The following is a 16,990-nucleotide window of genomic DNA, read 5'->3' on the forward strand; positions in this document are numbered from 1 at the left end:
AAAATAAAAATATTTCCTTTTCCATTTTCAGTTTGAAATTATAACATGTTATAATTCCATTATGCCTGTTTTCGTAAAAGATAGTGAAAAATGTGTTGGATGCCTCATTTGCATGTTTGCCTGTGCTCGGGCACATCAAGCAGTAGGGCTTGAGAGTTCCTGCATAAAGGTTCGTTCTCATGGTGGAATATCAAGAGGTTTTTTAGTGTCCGTATGTCGTGGATGTGAAGACCCGCCCTGTGCAAGGGCCTGTCCAGAGGATGCTCTGATTGTGAGAAAAAGCGGTGGTATATTATTAAATGAAGCTAAATGCAGTGGTTGTGGATATTGTGTTAAAGCCTGCATACTTGATGCAATAGGATGGAATGGTTCAATCAATAAACCAGTAGTATGCCTTCAATGTGGAGAATGTGCAAAAAGCTGTCCATACAAAGTATTGGAGTTTGTAAGAAAATGATTAAAGAAGACATTTTAAAAAGAGTTTTATACATTGACCTTACAAAGAAAAGATTCTGGATTGAGGAAAGACCTGAACTTTTCTCAAAATACATTGGTGGTACAGGAGTTGCAGTAAAACTTCTTGAAGAAAACTGTCCACATGATCTTGAACCATTTTCTCCTGATAATCCAATTATTTTTGCAGTAGGACCTTTAAACGGTCTTTTCCCGATAGCATCCAAAACTATTGCAATGTTTAAGTCTCCCCATACTGGAAATCTTGGTGAATCCCATGCAGGTGGAAGAAGCGCAATTGCTATCAGAATGGCAGGATATGGAGCAATTGTTATAAAAGGAAGAAGTGAAAGACCATGTTATGTTGCAATTCATGGAGATAAAGTTTTTTTCAGAGATGCTACAACACTGTGGGCACTGGAAGAATCAGCAGGAAGAATAATAAGAGCACATGAGCCTGGTGCTGGATTAAGAACAATAATGAGAATTGGACCAGCAGGAGAAAGACTTGTAAGCTTTGCCTGTGTAACTTTGGAAACTTACAGACATTTTGGAAGACTTGGACTTGGTGCAGTATTCGGAAGTAAAAATCTTAAAGCTATTGTAATATCCGGCAAAAGAAACCTTCCAGTTACTCATTTTGCAGAATATAAAAGCCTCTATGGTAAGCTCCTAAAAGAGCTTTTAGAATCTGAAAAAATGAAAAAATATCACGAACTTGGCACACCTGCAAATGTGCTACCACTAAGTTTTTCAAAAGGAATTCCAATAAAAAACTTGCTTACAAATGAATTAACAGGTATTGAAACTCTGTCTGGTGAAGCCTTTGCTCAGAAACATCTTGGAAGGAGAGTTGCCTGTGCTCACTGTCCAGTTGCATGCATTCATCTTGCAGCATTAAGAAAACCATATGAAGATGAACCTTATTTTTATAGAACGGTTTATCTGTCTTATGATTATGAGCTTATCTATGCTCTTGGTTCAATGTTAGCAATTACTAACTCTGAGGATGTTTTAAAACTAATCGAAGTAATTGAAGATATTGGAGTTGACGCAATCTCTGCAGGAGTTATCCTTGCATGGGTTACAGAAGCTTTTCAGAAAGGAATAATAAATGAGAAACAAACTGAAGGAATTATTCCTGAATGGGGACATGCTGATACTTATGTTGAATTAATAAGAAAAATTGTTTATGGAGAAAGCGAATTTTATAGAGACATTGCCAGAGGAATTGATTACGCTTCTTCAAAATATGGAGGAAGGCAGTTTGCTTTAACATATGGGAAAAATGAAATGCCTGGTTATCATACAGGATTAGGTGCTCATCTTGGATATTTATTTGGTGCAAGACACAGCCATCTTGACTCTGCTGGATATGCCATTGACAGAGAAGCAATGACAAAGCCTGTATCGCCAGAACAATTAGTTGAAAAAATTCTTAATGAAGAGCAGTGGAGACAGATTCTTTCAAGCCTTGTTATATGCTTTTTTGCCAGGGAGATTTATACTCCTGAGGTTGTAGTTAAATGTTTAAAACTTGCAGGATTTGATTTAACTGAACAAGAGCTTTTAAAAACAGGCAGAGAAATCTATGCAAACAAGTATCGCTTTAAAGTTCAATGTGGCTTTGATATTGAAAATTTAACTCTGCCAGAAAGAGTTTTTGAAACTCCTTCAAGCATGGGATTGATAGACAGGGAGTTTTCAGACAGAGCAATTGCATTACTAAAAGAAAATATCAAAAGTTTGTTATAATTTCTCATGCGAGAAAAAATTAAATACTGCATCTTTTTTCTTTTTATAGCGTTTTGTTTTACTAAACCAGCTTATGCAAAAGAGATTGTGGTTCTTACAGTAAATGGTATTATAAATCCGCCTCATGCTGAATACACAATAAAAGGCATTAAAAAGGCTCTGCAGATAAATGCAGAAGCAGTTATAATTCAGCTTGACACACCAGGAGGACTTGACTCATCAATGAGAAGCATAGTTAAAGAGATGCTGAACTCTCAAATCCCCATTGTTGTATATGTTTGTCCAAAAGGTGCTCGTGCTGCCAGTGCAGGTGCTTTTATAACAATTGCAGCTCATATTGCTGCAATGGCTCCGGGAACTAATATTGGTGCTGCTCATCCTGTGGCAGTAGGTGAAAAAATGGACAAAACAATGGCAGAAAAGATAACAAATGACGCAGTTGCATATATTAAATCAATTGCCAAACAAAGAGGAAGAAATATTGAATGGGCTGAACAGGCTGTAAGAAAAAGTATATCATCAACAGAAACAGAAGCATTAAAACTTAAAGTAATTGATTTAATTGCAGAAGATATTGAAAGCCTCATAAAAGACATAGATGGATGGAAGGTAAAAACAGTGCGTGGAGAAGCAATTTTAAACACAAAGTCGGCAAAAATACATAAAATTGAGATGAATTTCAGAGAAAGGCTTCTTAACTTCATAAGTGATCCAAACATTGCCTACATTCTTTTAATGATTGGCATTTACGGAATTATTTTTGAACTAAGTAACCCTGGAAGCATTCTACCAGGTATAATTGGTGCGATTTCTTTAATTCTTGCCTTTTACAGTCTTCAGACACTTCCGATAAACTATGCTGCTGCAGGATTAATTCTTCTTGGTGTTATTTTATTTATTCTTGAGCTTAAGATAGCTTCTCATGGATTGTTAACACTTGGTGGCATAATATGTTTTATACTTGGTTCAATAATGCTTTTTGATACTGCGAATCCTTTATTTAAACTCTCTCTCTGTGATTATTCCTGTAACACTGGTAACAGCATTGTTTTTTGGTGTGCTTCTGAGGCTTGCATATAAAGCCCATAAAAGAAAACCTGTTACAGGAGTGGAAGAACTCATTGGTTTAGAAGGGATTGCAAAAACTGATATTGACAGCTCCTCAGGAATGGTTATGGTTCATGGAGAACTCTGGCAAGCTCGTTCAGATGAACCAATAAAAAAGGATGAAGAAATTGTAGTGCAAGACATAAAGGGACTTACTCTTCGGGTGAGGAAAAAGAATTGAAGGCTCTTGTTACAGGTGGAACAGGTTTTATAGGAAGCCATCTTGTAGAGACTCTTTTAAAAGAAAATTACGAGGTTTACTGCATAGTTAGAAATCCGTCCAGACTTCGTTTTCTTAAAGGGCTTAATGTAAAAATTATTAAGGCTGATCTTTCGGATAAAGAAAGCTTAAAAAAAATTGAATGGCATTTTGACTATGTGTTTAATCTTTCAGGAATAACAAAGGCAAGCCATCCAGAAGAGTTTTTTCAGTCAAACTACATTGGCACAAAAAATCTTGCTGAGGTAGTGGTTGAAAGAAACTTCGCTGTCAAAAGATTTATTCATGTAAGCAGTCTTGCAGCTGTAGGACCATGTCTGGATGGTATCCCTGTAACAGAAGATACAGAGCCATCTCCTGTATCTGAGTATGGAAGGAGCAAGCTTCTTGGAGAGCAGGCTGTTAAATTTTTCAAGGATAAAATACCCATTACGATAATAAGACCTCCTGCGGTGTATGGTCCAAGAGACAGTGATTTTCTTACATTTTTTAAAATGATTAAGGCAGGAATTGTTTTATATCTTACGAAAGGCATCTATTCAATGATATATGTGGATGACCTTGTAAGAGGTATAATTAATGCATCAAAAATAGATAAAGCAACTGGAGAGACCTTTTTCATTGCAGATGCTCAACCATACAATACTGACGAAATAGTTGAAGCTATATCAAAAGCTTTAGGTAAAAAACCTGTTAAGATAAAAATTCCTCGGGCAATTGGCATGTTTTTCATAAGAGTCTTTCAAAAATTTGACAAAAAAAGTATAATAAATAGCGATAAACTTCAGGAGCTTATCCAGCCATGCTGGGTTTGCTCTACGAAAAAAGCCGAGCAGTTGCTCGGATTCAAAACAAAAACTAAGTTAAAGGAAGGGATGGAATGGACAGCAAAGTGGTACAGAATGAATCAATGGATATAAGAAAAACGGATCCTTTTGAGAAGTGTTTTAAATTTAAAGAACAACTCCAGAAGATCCAATCCATGGGTATTTATCCTTACTTCAGAATGATTGAATCTGCTCAAGGACCAGAAGTAATAATGAATGGCCGAAAAATGATTATGATTGGATCAAACAACTATCTTGGGCTTACAAATCATCCAAAGGTTAAAGAAGCTGCAATCAATGCAATTAAAAAATATGGAACTGGATGTGCAGGCTCAAGATTTCTTAACGGAACTCTTGACATTCATGTAGAACTTGAAGAGAAACTGGCAAAATTTACAAGAAAGGAAGCTGCTCTTGTCTTTACCACTGGATTTCAAGTAAATCTTGGAGTAATTTCATCATTGATCGGGAAAGATGATGTTGTAATAATTGATAAAATGGACCATGCGAGCATTGTTGACGGATGCCGTCTCTCCTTTGGTGAAGTAAAAAGATACAAGCATAATGACATGGAAGATCTTGAAAGAATTCTTAAGGAAACTGAAGGAAAATCTAAACTTGTTGTAGTTGACGGTGTATTTAGTATGGAAGGTGATATAGTGAAGCTTCCTGAAGTTGTAGCTTTATGCAAAAAATATGGTGCAAGGGTAATGGTTGATGATGCCCATGGAATTGGTGTTCTTGGTAAAACAGGGCGTGGAACCGTGGAACATTTTGAACTGGAAAAAGATGTTGACCTTATAATGGGAACATACAGCAAGTCTCTTGCCTCAATTGGCGGATTTATAGCAGGCGATAAAGATGTTATAAACTATATCAAGCATTTTGCGAGAGCATTCATTTTTAGTGCAAGCCCTCCACCTGCATCAGTTGCTGCAGTTTCAGCAGCAATTGACATAATTGAAAACGAACCAGAAAGAAGAGAGCAACTCTGGAAAAACACAAATAAAATGTTAAAAGGATTTAAAGAACTGGGTTTTGATATCGGAGTAGCAGAAACACCGATAATTCCTGTAATTGTAGGAGATGATGAGCTTGCATTCAAGTTTGTTATGATGCTTCAGCAAGAGGGAATTTTTGCAAATGTAGCAGTTTCTCCTGCTGTTCCACCTGGAAAAGCGCTCATAAGAACAAGTTATATGGCAACTCATACAGATGAACACCTTGATAAAGTTCTTGAGGCATTTCATAAGGTTGGAAAAGCATTGGGAGTAATTTAGAGTTTTTGAAATTTATATTCACTGCGAAAAAATAGTATACTAAATTATGCTATTCAGCAGTGAAATAATTGAAGAACTTGAAAAGCTTGATCCGCATATAAGGTCTGCTTTTCTGAAAATTCTTAAACTTATTGAAAAGGCAATAGGTGAAGTAGTAAAACGTGAAGATTTTCTTGAACTTAAAAAAGAAGTTGAAAGACTGGCAAACATTGTAACTGAACTTGCTGAAGCCCAAAGAAAATCCGAACAAAGACTTACCCGAATTGAACAAACTATTGCTGAACTTGCTGAAGCCCAAAAACGCACTGAAGAAAGACTTAACGAACTTGCTGAAGCCCAAACAAAATCCGAACAAAGACTTACCCGAATTGAACAAACTATTGCTGAACTTGCTGAAGCCCAAAAACGCACTGAAGAAGAACTGAGACAACTTATAGGTGAACACAAGAAAACAAGAGAGCAACTTGGAGGACTCACTCACACAGTAGGTTATGTTCTTGAAGACAGAGCATACAAAGGACTACCTGAACTAATAAAAAGAGATTTTGCTCTGCAAACCATAGATTTTATTAAAAGAGACTACATTGAAATTTCACCAAACAGATACGAAGAGATAAACATCTTTGGCAAAGGTAGAACAGACGGTAAAGAAAAATGGATACTCGGAGAATGCAAAACCCAGCTTAAAAAGACAGACATAGACAGCTTTCTCAACAAAATCAAAAAAATTGAATCACTTCTCAAAGGAGAAAAAATACTCATAACAGTTACCTATCAGGCATCACCACCTGTGAGACAGTATGCTCAAGAAAAAGGCGTAAAAATTTACTTCTCCTATGAAATGCCTCTATAATTAAAAATTATCTTGCATAAATAGCTTCAACTCTGGAACGAGTGTTTTCCGGTCCTTCTGCTTCTGAAATTATAGTATAAATATAACCTTTGTAACCTGCGCCTGATTTTGAATAGGCAACTCCTGTTACTTCATATCCTGGTAAAGTTTTATATGCACTTAAACACACTGTAATTTTGTTTTTAAAAAGCCTATCACTTCCATAAAGTTTAAAATTAATCTCAATAGGCTGAGATGTGCACTCTCCAAGACTGTATTCATTAAATGAACCTGATTGAATCATTATTACCGCAGAATGAACTCCTCCAGCTGCTGCATCTCTCACTGAAGCATATGTTTTTATTGTCTGAGATGAGCCAAGCAGTTTTATAAGGGCAAAATAAAGTCCTGCCAGTGCTAACAATGCAAAAAGAGCTATAAGGATCGCAGAAAAAAGAGCCATTCCTCTATTGTTTATTGATAATTGTTTAATGAAATATCTTGCTCTATAACCTTCCATCTATACCACCTCCCTGTATTATTCCACCATGTAGGATCTATATTAGGACCTCCTCCGCATAATGTACTAAACCCTGGTTGAGCTGACGGAGTACTCTGAGCTGAACCAACCTGAAAAATCAGGCATATTCGAAATAACTTAAGATTATGATTTTGAATATCCGAAGAAGAAACCGCATCTTGATAGTTAATTGAATTACCCCTCTGTATTCCTGCTTTGACTCTAAATCCATTGGGGAAAACGCAGGAGATAACTGGCTGTTTTGCCTGATAACCAGGCTGCCCTTGTGTTCCAAGAGTTTTAGTAAGATTCCATGTTCCACTGGCGCATTCCTTAGGTAAGTTTGTCTGCGTAAGATTATAAATAACCATAAAAGATTGAGGATATTTATAATCATCGTTTGTTGTAGCATAAAAAGCAATCCCACTCATACCTGTTAAATCACTGCATAAATAGTCAGAATTTGATGGACATAAATTTGTTTTATTTACAGGATCAAGGACAATATACCATGCACTGGGAAACTCACAGTTCTGTCCTAAAAAATTCTTACTTTGTATTGTTAATGTACCATTCTTCACTACTGCCCAGCATCCTGACCATCTTTCTGCCCTTGAAGCTAAAGAAGGAAATTGTAAAGTCCCTCCAGATATTGTTGTGTTAGATGCCAATGTATTAGCATCAATTCCAAAGCCTGCGGACTCAACATCTTTTAAAAGTTGATTTACAAGCACAGCTACATCAGACTCCTGCTTTGCAAACAAGTGCCTTGTTACATTTTCCTTTGCTATAAAGCGATAAGCAGAAATAATCCCTCCAGCCAGAATCCCCATTATAGCAATAACAATAAGGATTTCAACAATTGAATACCCTTTTTTCATTTCTTCTCCTTAATTACCAGAGTTGCCATTTTCTTAAGTTCATCTGTAAATGGCTCAAAATACCATACCATTACTGATGCTGCCTTGCCAGTTTCTCTTCCATAATCATCCACCATTCTTGCGATATTGACTGCTACATAAATTCGTCTTCCTGAAAATCCCTCATATGTGCATACTGGAAGTGTTGTAGGACAGTTGCCTCCTTTGCAAGAACATTGTGCGCCAGCATTGTTTGCTGATGGATAAAGCCTTAGATTGGAAGAAACATTAATTGGATTAGAAAGAGTTGGTGAGCCTATGTCGTAAAACTCTGGGTGTTGTTCAAAAAAAACGCATGATGTAGAGCTACATTGAACATTATTCCACTCAGATTTATTTGTATAAAGTATTGATGTAATACCACTTCCATCGCTTGCATAGGGAAGAGTCTCAATATAAGATGCAAATTGTCTTGATATCTCAGTTGCTCTGTCCTTCATTTTTGCTCTTGTAGTGAATTTTTCGTATTCAAGAATACCTTTTAAAAGCCCGAGCATGACAACTAAAACAATAATCGTTGCAATCAAAAGTTCAATCAATGTAAAGCCTTTGCTATTTAATCTGGACATTTCTCTGTCTCTACTCTTATTCTTCCATACCGAGAGATGCATATTAATCTTGTTGATCCTCTATCATTTCTGAGCGTAATACTGCTACTACCAAGTCCACAGCTGGTATTATAACAATATCCTCTTCTGTCAAAAACCACAGTTAATGTATCTGCTGAAATCCCGGTTAAAAAATTATTTCTACTGACAATAGTATCATTATCAGTTAATTGACAATCTCCATCATCTTTAAATATTATATAGTTTTTTACATCAATTTTTATTCCGTGAGGCTCTTTTGCTATTGACTGTGACCTTATCCAGCTTATTTCATCTGCAAGCATGTTTGCCTGACGCACAAGCTCTCTTTCTGCTTTATATCTTGCATATTGAGAAATACCCACATACATAAGAATTGACAGAATAGCAAAACTCACCAAAAGCTCAAAAAGGCTGAATCCTGCTATTTTTCTATCCATGAGATGAACCTGCTTTCATATCCTGGGGCTACTTGTTGTCCTATCCTTAAAACAGCTCCTGTTGATACCTGCACAAACTTTGTATATTCTTTTGAACTTGTTCCCTGAGTAATCTGGAACGGATTCCCAAACGGAGGAGCGCCGCTTCCAATAGGAATTTTTGCATAAACAGTTACAGTACCTTGTGTTCCACTGGTTGCAAGACTTGAAAGCACAGCAGGTCTTGGATTAGGAGTTCCTGTCTTGTAATATAACGCCATCAATTCAGTATTTCCTCCATAAGCGCAAATATCTTGTGGAGGAGCAAAAACAAGCACATCAACATTTCCTCCAAACACAGCCGGCTGAGATATAATAGCCTCTCCAGGAAGTTGATAATACCATCCATGCTCAGGTTCAACTGCTGTAGTTACAGCAGTTGTATCATAAACAACATCAACCTGACTACATCCAGAAGAATCACAGGAGCAGATCTTTTTTACCTCTGTTACTGTTGCCTGAATTTGAGTGCTGGTTGTATTTGCCATTCCTGAACTACCCAGAATATAACTACAACCGCTTTCCTTACATTCATCCTTAAATCCAATAAAGTAGTTTGTATATGAAATTGTTTTATCAGTATTATTAAGATATCTTCCTGTGCCAAAAAATACCCATAGCTTGCCAAATTCATCAACAGTAAAATTCGCTGCTGCAAATACTGGCCTTGAAACTGAAACAGCTTTAGTAATATCACTATCTGAAAGTCCAGATACGGTCTTACCTTTTAAATAAATCCTGTAAAAATTTCCAGAGTTTGTGGTATATGTCCCAAAGTAAAGCACATCATCAGAGTAGTCAAAATCAAAATCAACAGGCATGATATCGCCAACTGCTGCTGTTACTGTCTGATTCCCGTCTTTTACTGTCAGAGTTTTTGTAAGGTAGCCATCAGCAAGTCTGAAAAAATATATTTTTGCAGTGGAAGAGCTTTCCCCTTTAGGATCATTCGGACCAGAGCCAATCACTAAATACCAATCATCAGCTTTCAACACAGCTGGAAAAGAAAGAGTGAGTGTATTATCAGGTAGACGGCTCTCCCACACAAGCTGAGGTGATGTAGGATCAGTAATATCAAGCACAAATACACTTGATGAATATTGAGGATTTGTCTGTGGAATCGCCTTCCCTCCAAATCCCATTGCTCCAACAAGAAGAGTTCTCCACTGTCCGTTAATCTTAGCATCAACAACAATGGTTCTATAATCAACTGTTGGAACATGGCAGTAATCAGATTTTCCATACCAGATTAAATATGGTATGGCATTTTTTGGTATAAATGCCCATTCTTCTTGCCCGATTTTATCAGTTCCTGTATCATTAGGTGCATTCTGAATTTTTGTAGGGTGTTCAGGATCTCGCTGATTTACAGCTGTGCCCACTCTAAAGGCATGAAGCATTCCATCGTTTGCTCCAACAAACGCAATTGTTGGACGATTTCTATAGCTATTATTTCTAATAAATTCAGCATAGGAGCTATCTCCATATTTTATGTGGTAAATATTTACAGGCTGATCAGAGACAACCGAAGGGGTTGAATTTATTATGTCTCCAAGCTTCCATGTTGCTGTCAGGTTTGCATTGCAAAAAGAACTTATCTTTAATTCTCTCGGTCTCTGCACATAGGGAAGACTCTTACATGTTGAATCATTTGATAAATCCTCACCTCTGAGATATCTTATTATGCAGCCAGCCTTTGTTGAATCAATTGTTGAGTCAACTGTCTGCCAGATACTGGCAAGATATGATGCTTCAGAAGTGTTGAAATTTGTTAGAGTTCCGTCTTTGTTGTATTTTATTGTTCTTACTGATGCGGAGTTTTGTGCAAGCTGGCATCCACTGTCAAAAACTGCTTTAACCTGATTTAAGTCTTTAATATCTTCAAGTTGACATGCATTGTTTCCACTGTCAGTATCACCTACAAGAACCGCTATTTTTGTCTCGTCTTGAACTTTGATAAACTGAATAATTTTATCCCAGGTATTTTGTGCTATATCAAGAATTTTATTTACCACACTGTCTTCTCTTAAATTCTGTTTTAGGTCAACCCAGAAACTACGTAAAAATCCAAGCCAGCTTAGTTCTGTTCCATCATCTCTCTGATATTTTGGATAAAAATATGGCTGAATAACAAGACTTGATATTCCTGTCCTTGAAGCAAGGGTTGCCACAGTAGAACCAGAGGAAGCTCGTCTGAGTATGTCAAATAAAGCATTTTTTATTGCCTCTTTTATCTCAATTGCATTAGAAGCTGAATAAAAAGTATCAGGCTTGCCGTCTCCATCTTTATCCCAGTCAGAAGAAGATGGTGGAAGATTTGCACATGAGCTTCCTCTACCGCAGTTAGAATCATCACAACAATCATCAATTGGTCCACAGTATGATTTAGGATAATCACTAAGACCGTCAGGCCATTGTTTGCTTCTATTAAAGGAGCCATACATGGCAACCTGTTTCAGTGATTTTTCTCCTGTTCCTCCAAGCCAGAGTCCTATGCCATAAATTGCCTCAACATAGGAAAAAATGTTTGTTTTTGAATTAGTGAATCCCTTTTTGTGAAGCCAATAAGCAGGAACAACAGGATCTGCTGAATTACGCTCATATCCTGTGTTTATACTGCATGTTCTTGTCACCGGCTTTCCACCATAATTCCACTGTCCATCAGTAAGAAGTATTACAAAGTTTTTAGCACATGCTACAAGCTTGAGCTCGCTTCCCTCACATACTCCATTATTATTTTCATCAAAACATTGATACATTGGATTACGCCACTGATCTCCTGCACCTTGTTGGGGAGTAAAACCTCCATATTCAGGCGTATTCTGTGCAAAGTAGTTATATGCATCCCACAAAGCTGGAGCAGTAGGAGTTGAACCAGATGGGGATTCATAGTTTATTGCAGCAATTAAATTTTTATATGGATTAACACTGTCAAAATTAGAACTTCCAGTAAAATCTCCAATGTATACTTTATTACTTCTTACACCTGTGTCACTATAAAACATTACTCCCAATCTTGGTTGCAAACTTAAATTTCTAAATTGAAAGGTTAGACTATCCGTTATCCTTTGCCATGGAACTTTTACTCTTTGTCCTGATTCTGATTTAAGAACACATCCATAACTATCACAGCTAAGCTGGGCAGAAGGCTGTCCGTAAAGTTCAGGATCACATCTTTTTGGATCATTTGATGTGCATGAATCAAGGCGTCCTCCTGTTATTGCCCATCTTACAAGGTCAACCCTTTTCATATAGAGGAAATTAAGACAAGCACCTTGATATTTTTTAGATGTACTTATATCATTAGACCTGTTAGGACATGTAGAAGCAGTTCCTGTTGTTTCTTGCCAATAACCCGTCGAAGAATTATATTGATAAATTTTATCCGGGCTAAAGTATCCCTCTTCATTTCCATTGTATGTCCATCCACATCCTGATGAGTTGAGACAGCAGCCGCTTTTAGAAGCGTCTGGATTATAAGCACACCATGACATTGAACCACTTACATCTATTACAAATAGAACATTCGGAGAAGCACTTTGAGCTATTGATGGAGGACTATAACAGTAATTTCCCATATCAATTGAAGTTGACTGTACAGCTGGATTATCCTTAATTAGCAAACAAATCAGAAATAAAAAGACAAATAAAAAAAGCTTTCTCATATAAATCACCTTAAAAGAGGAGTTGTTATTCTATGAATTTTATGCTTATTGCAATCGGATGAATCAATTCCAAAATAAATCACTTTGTTAATAAGTAAATCCTTTGGAAGCCCTTTTTCAGTTAAAAATTCCCTCAGACCTGCACAGGAAGAACTTAAAACTTCAATTTTTATTTTACCAGTATCAGGTTCATATTGTATAACTTTTCCAGCAAGAAAAAGCTCATCAACAGAATTGCCGATAACTGGAACGACAATTATTGATAAAACTATTAAAATGGCAATAAAAGAGCCTCTCACTTTTAACCTCTATTTTTTTCTTATTTACATTATAGTTAGATGAATTAATAAAAATCGTGAAAGTTATGTGAAAGTTTTAAGAATTGCATAGGTGTATTTTTTCTTTTCTAAGACTGCCTCAGCCATAGTTTAATCTAAATTGAAATTGTTATTTGTCAATTAAAAATCAATACCGCTATAAAATGTTCACCCTTTGCCCTGTATTTCAGTTGAAGTTTGTTACTTCTACAAAGATATTCTGCGATCTGTAAGCCCAGTCCAGAGCCTTTGACAATCTCTGTGAAATCGTTTCTAATAGCAACAGCATTCCTGAAAATTTTTATGTGAATTTTGCTATGAGCATATCTAAAGGCATTGTCAAGTAATAAAAAGACTATGGTTTCCATTGCTTCTAAATTGTTATAAACATTAACTTCTTTCTTACTAAAAAGGATTTTTTTATCAGATGCAAATTTTGAATTTACATTTTTAATTAATTCTGTCAGATTAATTTTTTGTCTTGATCTGGCAGTTTTTGGCAGTTTTTTGATCGTCTCCATTGTTTTTTTTAACTCAGCACCAATAATATTACAGCTTGTTTGCATTCTTTCAAGAACTCTGCTTTCTGGGTTTAATCTTAATATTTCTATGTTTGTATTCAGAGTTGAGAGAAAATTACCGATTTTGTGTGACAAAACAAAAAAGAGAAATCTCAGAAATTCTTCTTCTTCCTGTTCTTTCCTGCTTATTATATTCAGAATTTTATAGAACAAATAGCTTAAAACCAGAATAAGTAAAACTTCCCATATCAATATGGTCTTAGAAAATCTCTGGAATCTATCAGTGATATAACTTTCTTCAAAAAACAATTCATTTTCATATGCTTTTATGTAATAAGGAAGCTGATAGTTTTTATTTTGTTTTAAGATTTCTCTATATAAAGAAAGGATTTCTTCTTCATATTTATGTTGCTGTTCTTTGAAAAAATTTATTGTTATGAAGTTTATAACAGAAAAAATAAGCACCACTGATATGGCAAAAGTGAGAAATATTTTTACTTGAAAATTCAATACCTTAATTCTCCTTTATATTGTCTAACATGTATCCTCTTCCTTTGTATGTTTTAATACTGTCATGAGGCAGAATTTTTCTCAGCTCCTTAATGTAAGCTCTTACAACTTCATCTCCCACTGCTTTTCCACCCCAGACATAGTTTAGAATTGTTTCAGAGCTAACTATTTCTCCCTTTCTTTTTATCAATAGAGTTAATAAATCCCACGCTGTTTTTGAAAGTTTTATTTCTCTGTTATTTTTCCAAATTGTTTTTGCATCAATATTGATCGTAACATCTCCGATATTTAAAATACTTTCTATTTGAACTCTTTTGCTTAATGCCCTGACTCTCAGTAATAGCTCTTTTGGTTCAAAAGGCTTTGAGAGATAATCATCGGCTCCTCTTAAAAAGCATTCTTCTTTGCTTGAAAGCTCGGTTTTGGCTGTAAGAATTAAAATCGGCGTATTTATTTTATTGCCTCTAATAAATGTTATTAAATCTTCTCCATGGGAAAATTTTAACATAAGATCAAGGACAATCACATCAAATTCATAAACTTTAAGAAGATTTGGGAGTTTTCTCTCATCGTGAATCCATACTGTTTCGATGTTATGAAGTTTGAAATACTCCTGTATGCTTTCACCAAGAGCTTTGTCGTCTTCAATGAGAAGAATTTTCATCAATTGAATATTACATTAAATCAGAAGGTTTTTCAAGAAGATAAGGAGCAGACATTGTGTCTGCTCCTTTATTGGAATTAATACATATCAGGGGAAGGCATTGGAGGTTTCTTTTCTTCTTCTGGAATTTCAGATACTAAAACTTCAGTTGTAAGCATCAATCCTGCAACAGAAGCAGCATTCTGAAGAGCAGTTCTTGTAACTTTTGTAGGATCAATAATGCCTGCTTCCATCATGTCAACAAACTTTTCCTGATATGCGTCATATCCAAAATTGATGTTGCTGTTTTCTTTAACTTTTTCAACGATTAGGGTGGCCTCAACTCCTGCATTTGCTATAATCTGTTTTATTGGTTCTTCAAGGGCTTTTTTAACAATCTCTATACCAAGTTGCTGATCATGATTGTCAGCTTTTAAATTCTCAAGAGCTTTCTGACATCTTAGCAGTGCTACTCCACCGCCAGGAACAATTCCTTCTTCAACAGCAGCCCTTGTTGCATTCAAAGCATCCTCTACTCTTGCTTTCTTTTCTTTCATTTCAGCCTCAGTTGCTGCACCAACATTGATTCTTGCCACTCCACCTGCAAGTTTTGCAAGGCGTTCCTGAAGTTTTTCACGATCATAATCAGATGTTGTTTCCTCAATCTGAACTTTTATCTGTTTAATTCTTGCCTGAATCTTCTGAGGATCTCCTGCTCCTTCAACAATTGTGGTGTTGTCTTTGTCAACAATGATTTTCTTTGCTCTTCCGAGGTCATCAATCTTTACATTTTCAAGCTTAATTCCAAGATCCTCTGAAATTACTGTTCCGCCGGTAAGAATGGCAATATCCTCAAGCATTGCCTTTCTTCTCTCTCCAAATCCAGGTGCTTTTACTGCACAAACCTGAAGCACTCCTCTTAGCTTGTTTACAACCAATGTGGCAAGAGCTTCACCTTCAACATCTTCTGCAATAATTAAAAGGGGTTTGCCCATTCTTGCAATCTGCTCAAGAATTGGAAGGAGGTCCTTCATGCCTGAAATTTTCTTATCATGAATTAAAATAAAGGCATCCTCAAGAACACATTCAAGACGCTCAGGATCAGTTATAAAATATGGTGAGATATATCCACGGTCAAACTGCATTCCCTCAACTATGTCAAGAGTTGTTGCCATTCCTTTTGCTTCTTCAACAGTAATAACACCATCTTTCCCAACCTTGTCCATTGCCTCAGCAATAAGTTCACCAATTGAAGCATCATTATTAGCAGAAATTGTTCCTACCTGTGCTATCTCTTTTTTATCTGCAACAGGCTTTGAAATCTTTTTAAGTTCCTCAACAACTGCTTCAACAGCTTTATCAATTCCCCTCTTTAGATCCATTGAATTAGCACCAGCTGATACATATTTAAGACCTTCTTTGTAAATTGCATAGGCTAATACAGTTGCTGTGGTTGTTCCATCACCGGCAACATCAGAAGTTTTTGATGCAACTTCTCTTACAAGCTGTGCACCCATGTTTTCAAAGGGATCTTTAAGGTCTATTTCTTTAGCAACTGTAACTCCATCTTTTGTTACATTGGGAGAACCAAATTTTCTCTCAATTACTACATTTCTTCCCCTTGGTCCTAATGTTGCTTTGACGGCATCTGTAAGAATTGTAACGCCTTTAAGAATTGCTTGTCTTGCTGAATCACCAAATATTAACTGCTTTGCTGCCATATCATCCCCTCCTTTTTTTATTTTTCTACTATTCCAAGAATTTCTTCTTCTTTAATAATTAAATACTCTACATCGTCAATTTTGATTTTTGAACCAGCATATTTGTCAAACAGAACTGTATCACCTACTTTTACCTCTTTTACCTCTGAACCAACTTCAATCACCGTGCCTTTCTGAGGTTTTTCTTTTGCCACATCCGGCACATAGATTCCTCCAGGTGTTTTTTCAAGCTCTTCAGATGAAAACTTTACAACTACTCTGTCTTTAAGTGGCTTAATCTTCATATCCTCCCTCCTTTTTATTTTATTGATGAATTATTAGCAACTAACTTTATCGAGTGCTAATATAACCTGAAATTGAGATTCCAGGCAAGGTTAAATAAAACAATTTATAGCCAGTTTTTAACTATTTTTATACAATATTTTTGTTTTTTGTCATTTTTTACTGTCTTTCTTTAAAATACTTTCAATCCTAATTTGAGATAGACAAGCCCTGTTTCGTTTATTTAGAGATTCCTTGTATCCTGCGAATGTGCTCGAAGTGACTGTTTACTTGTTAAGAGGAATCTTGACATTTTCCCTGTCTGTAGTTTCTATCTAAAAATGTAGCTATCACGCAAGAAATGATTTTATA

The 16,990-nt window shown here is 36.0% G+C and carries 17 protein-coding genes; 7 read left to right on the plus strand and 10 right to left on the minus strand.

Annotation, left to right across the window (positions count from 1 at the left end):
* Positions 1–61 precede the first annotated feature (61 nt).
* Genes V4D31_RS02755 through V4D31_RS02785 form a run of 7 tightly spaced genes read left to right on the plus strand, consistent with a single transcriptional unit; the run spans position 62 to position 6,495 of the window.
* On the plus strand, positions 62–457 hold the full coding sequence (locus tag V4D31_RS02755; protein ID WP_353686717.1) for a 4Fe-4S binding protein: 396 nt from the start codon (positions 62–64) through the stop codon (positions 455–457).
* A complete protein-coding gene (locus V4D31_RS02760; RefSeq protein WP_353686718.1) occupies positions 454–2,208 on the plus strand; it encodes an aldehyde ferredoxin oxidoreductase family protein in 1,755 nt (584 codons plus the stop codon). The genes V4D31_RS02755 and V4D31_RS02760 overlap by 4 nt, the downstream gene beginning before the upstream one ends.
* Before the next feature lie 6 nt (positions 2,209–2,214).
* Positions 2,215–3,288 (plus strand): nodulation protein NfeD, encoded by a 1,074-nt coding sequence (locus V4D31_RS02765; protein ID WP_353686719.1) that lies wholly within the window; start codon positions 2,215–2,217, stop codon positions 3,286–3,288.
* A complete protein-coding gene (locus V4D31_RS02770; RefSeq protein ID WP_353686720.1) occupies positions 3,224–3,496 on the plus strand; it encodes an NfeD family protein in 273 nt (90 codons plus the stop codon). Before V4D31_RS02765 ends, V4D31_RS02770 begins: the two co-directional genes overlap by 65 nt.
* Entirely contained in the window at positions 3,493–4,455 is a 963-nt protein-coding gene (locus V4D31_RS02775; RefSeq protein WP_353686721.1) for an NAD(P)-dependent oxidoreductase, read from the plus strand. The genes V4D31_RS02770 and V4D31_RS02775 overlap by 4 nt, the downstream gene beginning before the upstream one ends.
* Positions 4,416–5,642: a pyridoxal phosphate-dependent aminotransferase family protein gene (locus V4D31_RS02780; protein ID WP_353686722.1), complete on the plus strand. Its 1,227-nt coding sequence runs from the start codon at positions 4,416–4,418 to the stop codon at positions 5,640–5,642. The genes V4D31_RS02775 and V4D31_RS02780 overlap by 40 nt, the downstream gene beginning before the upstream one ends.
* 46 nt (positions 5,643–5,688) lie before the next feature.
* Positions 5,689–6,495, plus strand: coding sequence for a chordopoxvirus fusion protein (locus V4D31_RS02785; protein WP_353686723.1), 807 nt, complete (start codon positions 5,689–5,691; stop codon positions 6,493–6,495).
* A 7-nt stretch (positions 6,496–6,502) separates the two neighbouring features.
* On the opposite strand, the gene V4D31_RS02790 is transcribed toward V4D31_RS02785, so the two are convergent.
* The 10 genes from V4D31_RS02790 to V4D31_RS02835 form a co-directional block, all read right to left on the minus strand.
* Positions 6,503–6,994 (minus strand): hypothetical protein, encoded by a 492-nt coding sequence (locus V4D31_RS02790; RefSeq protein WP_353686724.1) that lies wholly within the window; start codon positions 6,992–6,994, stop codon positions 6,503–6,505.
* Positions 6,949–7,875 (minus strand): prepilin-type N-terminal cleavage/methylation domain-containing protein, encoded by a 927-nt coding sequence (locus V4D31_RS02795; protein ID WP_353686725.1) that lies wholly within the window; start codon positions 7,873–7,875, stop codon positions 6,949–6,951. The genes V4D31_RS02790 and V4D31_RS02795 overlap by 46 nt, the downstream gene beginning before the upstream one ends.
* Positions 7,872–8,483 (minus strand): prepilin-type N-terminal cleavage/methylation domain-containing protein, encoded by a 612-nt coding sequence (locus tag V4D31_RS02800; RefSeq protein ID WP_353686726.1) that lies wholly within the window; start codon positions 8,481–8,483, stop codon positions 7,872–7,874. The genes V4D31_RS02795 and V4D31_RS02800 overlap by 4 nt, the downstream gene beginning before the upstream one ends.
* Positions 8,471–8,941: a prepilin-type N-terminal cleavage/methylation domain-containing protein gene (locus V4D31_RS02805; RefSeq protein WP_353686727.1), complete on the minus strand. Its 471-nt coding sequence runs from the start codon at positions 8,939–8,941 to the stop codon at positions 8,471–8,473. Before V4D31_RS02805 ends, V4D31_RS02800 begins: the two co-directional genes overlap by 13 nt.
* Positions 8,926–12,603, minus strand: a complete 3,678-nt coding sequence (locus tag V4D31_RS02810; RefSeq protein ID WP_353686728.1) for a PilC/PilY family type IV pilus protein — start codon at positions 12,601–12,603, stop codon at positions 8,926–8,928. Before V4D31_RS02810 ends, V4D31_RS02805 begins: the two co-directional genes overlap by 16 nt.
* Positions 12,604–12,650: 47 nt before the next feature.
* Positions 12,651–12,944, minus strand: a complete 294-nt coding sequence (locus tag V4D31_RS02815) for a hypothetical protein (RefSeq protein ID WP_353686729.1) — start codon at positions 12,942–12,944, stop codon at positions 12,651–12,653.
* A 155-nt stretch (positions 12,945–13,099) separates the two neighbouring features.
* Positions 13,100–13,993: a hypothetical protein gene (locus V4D31_RS02820; RefSeq protein ID WP_353686730.1), complete on the minus strand. Its 894-nt coding sequence runs from the start codon at positions 13,991–13,993 to the stop codon at positions 13,100–13,102.
* 4 nt (positions 13,994–13,997) lie between these two features.
* Positions 13,998–14,657, minus strand: coding sequence for a response regulator transcription factor (locus V4D31_RS02825; protein WP_353686731.1), 660 nt, complete (start codon positions 14,655–14,657; stop codon positions 13,998–14,000).
* 77 nt (positions 14,658–14,734) lie between these two features.
* Complete coding sequence (gene groL, locus V4D31_RS02830; RefSeq protein ID WP_353686732.1) at positions 14,735–16,357, minus strand: chaperonin GroEL; 1,623 nt, start codon at positions 16,355–16,357, stop codon at positions 14,735–14,737.
* Between the two features lie 17 nt (positions 16,358–16,374).
* Positions 16,375–16,641 (minus strand): co-chaperone GroES, encoded by a 267-nt coding sequence (locus tag V4D31_RS02835; RefSeq protein WP_353684277.1) that lies wholly within the window; start codon positions 16,639–16,641, stop codon positions 16,375–16,377.
* Positions 16,642–16,990 lie beyond the last annotated feature (349 nt).

Origin of the sequence: Thermodesulfovibrio sp. 3462-1, from assembly GCF_040451425.1 — a bacterium.
Taxonomy (GTDB): Bacteria; Nitrospirota; Thermodesulfovibrionia; order Thermodesulfovibrionales; family Thermodesulfovibrionaceae; genus Thermodesulfovibrio; species Thermodesulfovibrio obliviosus.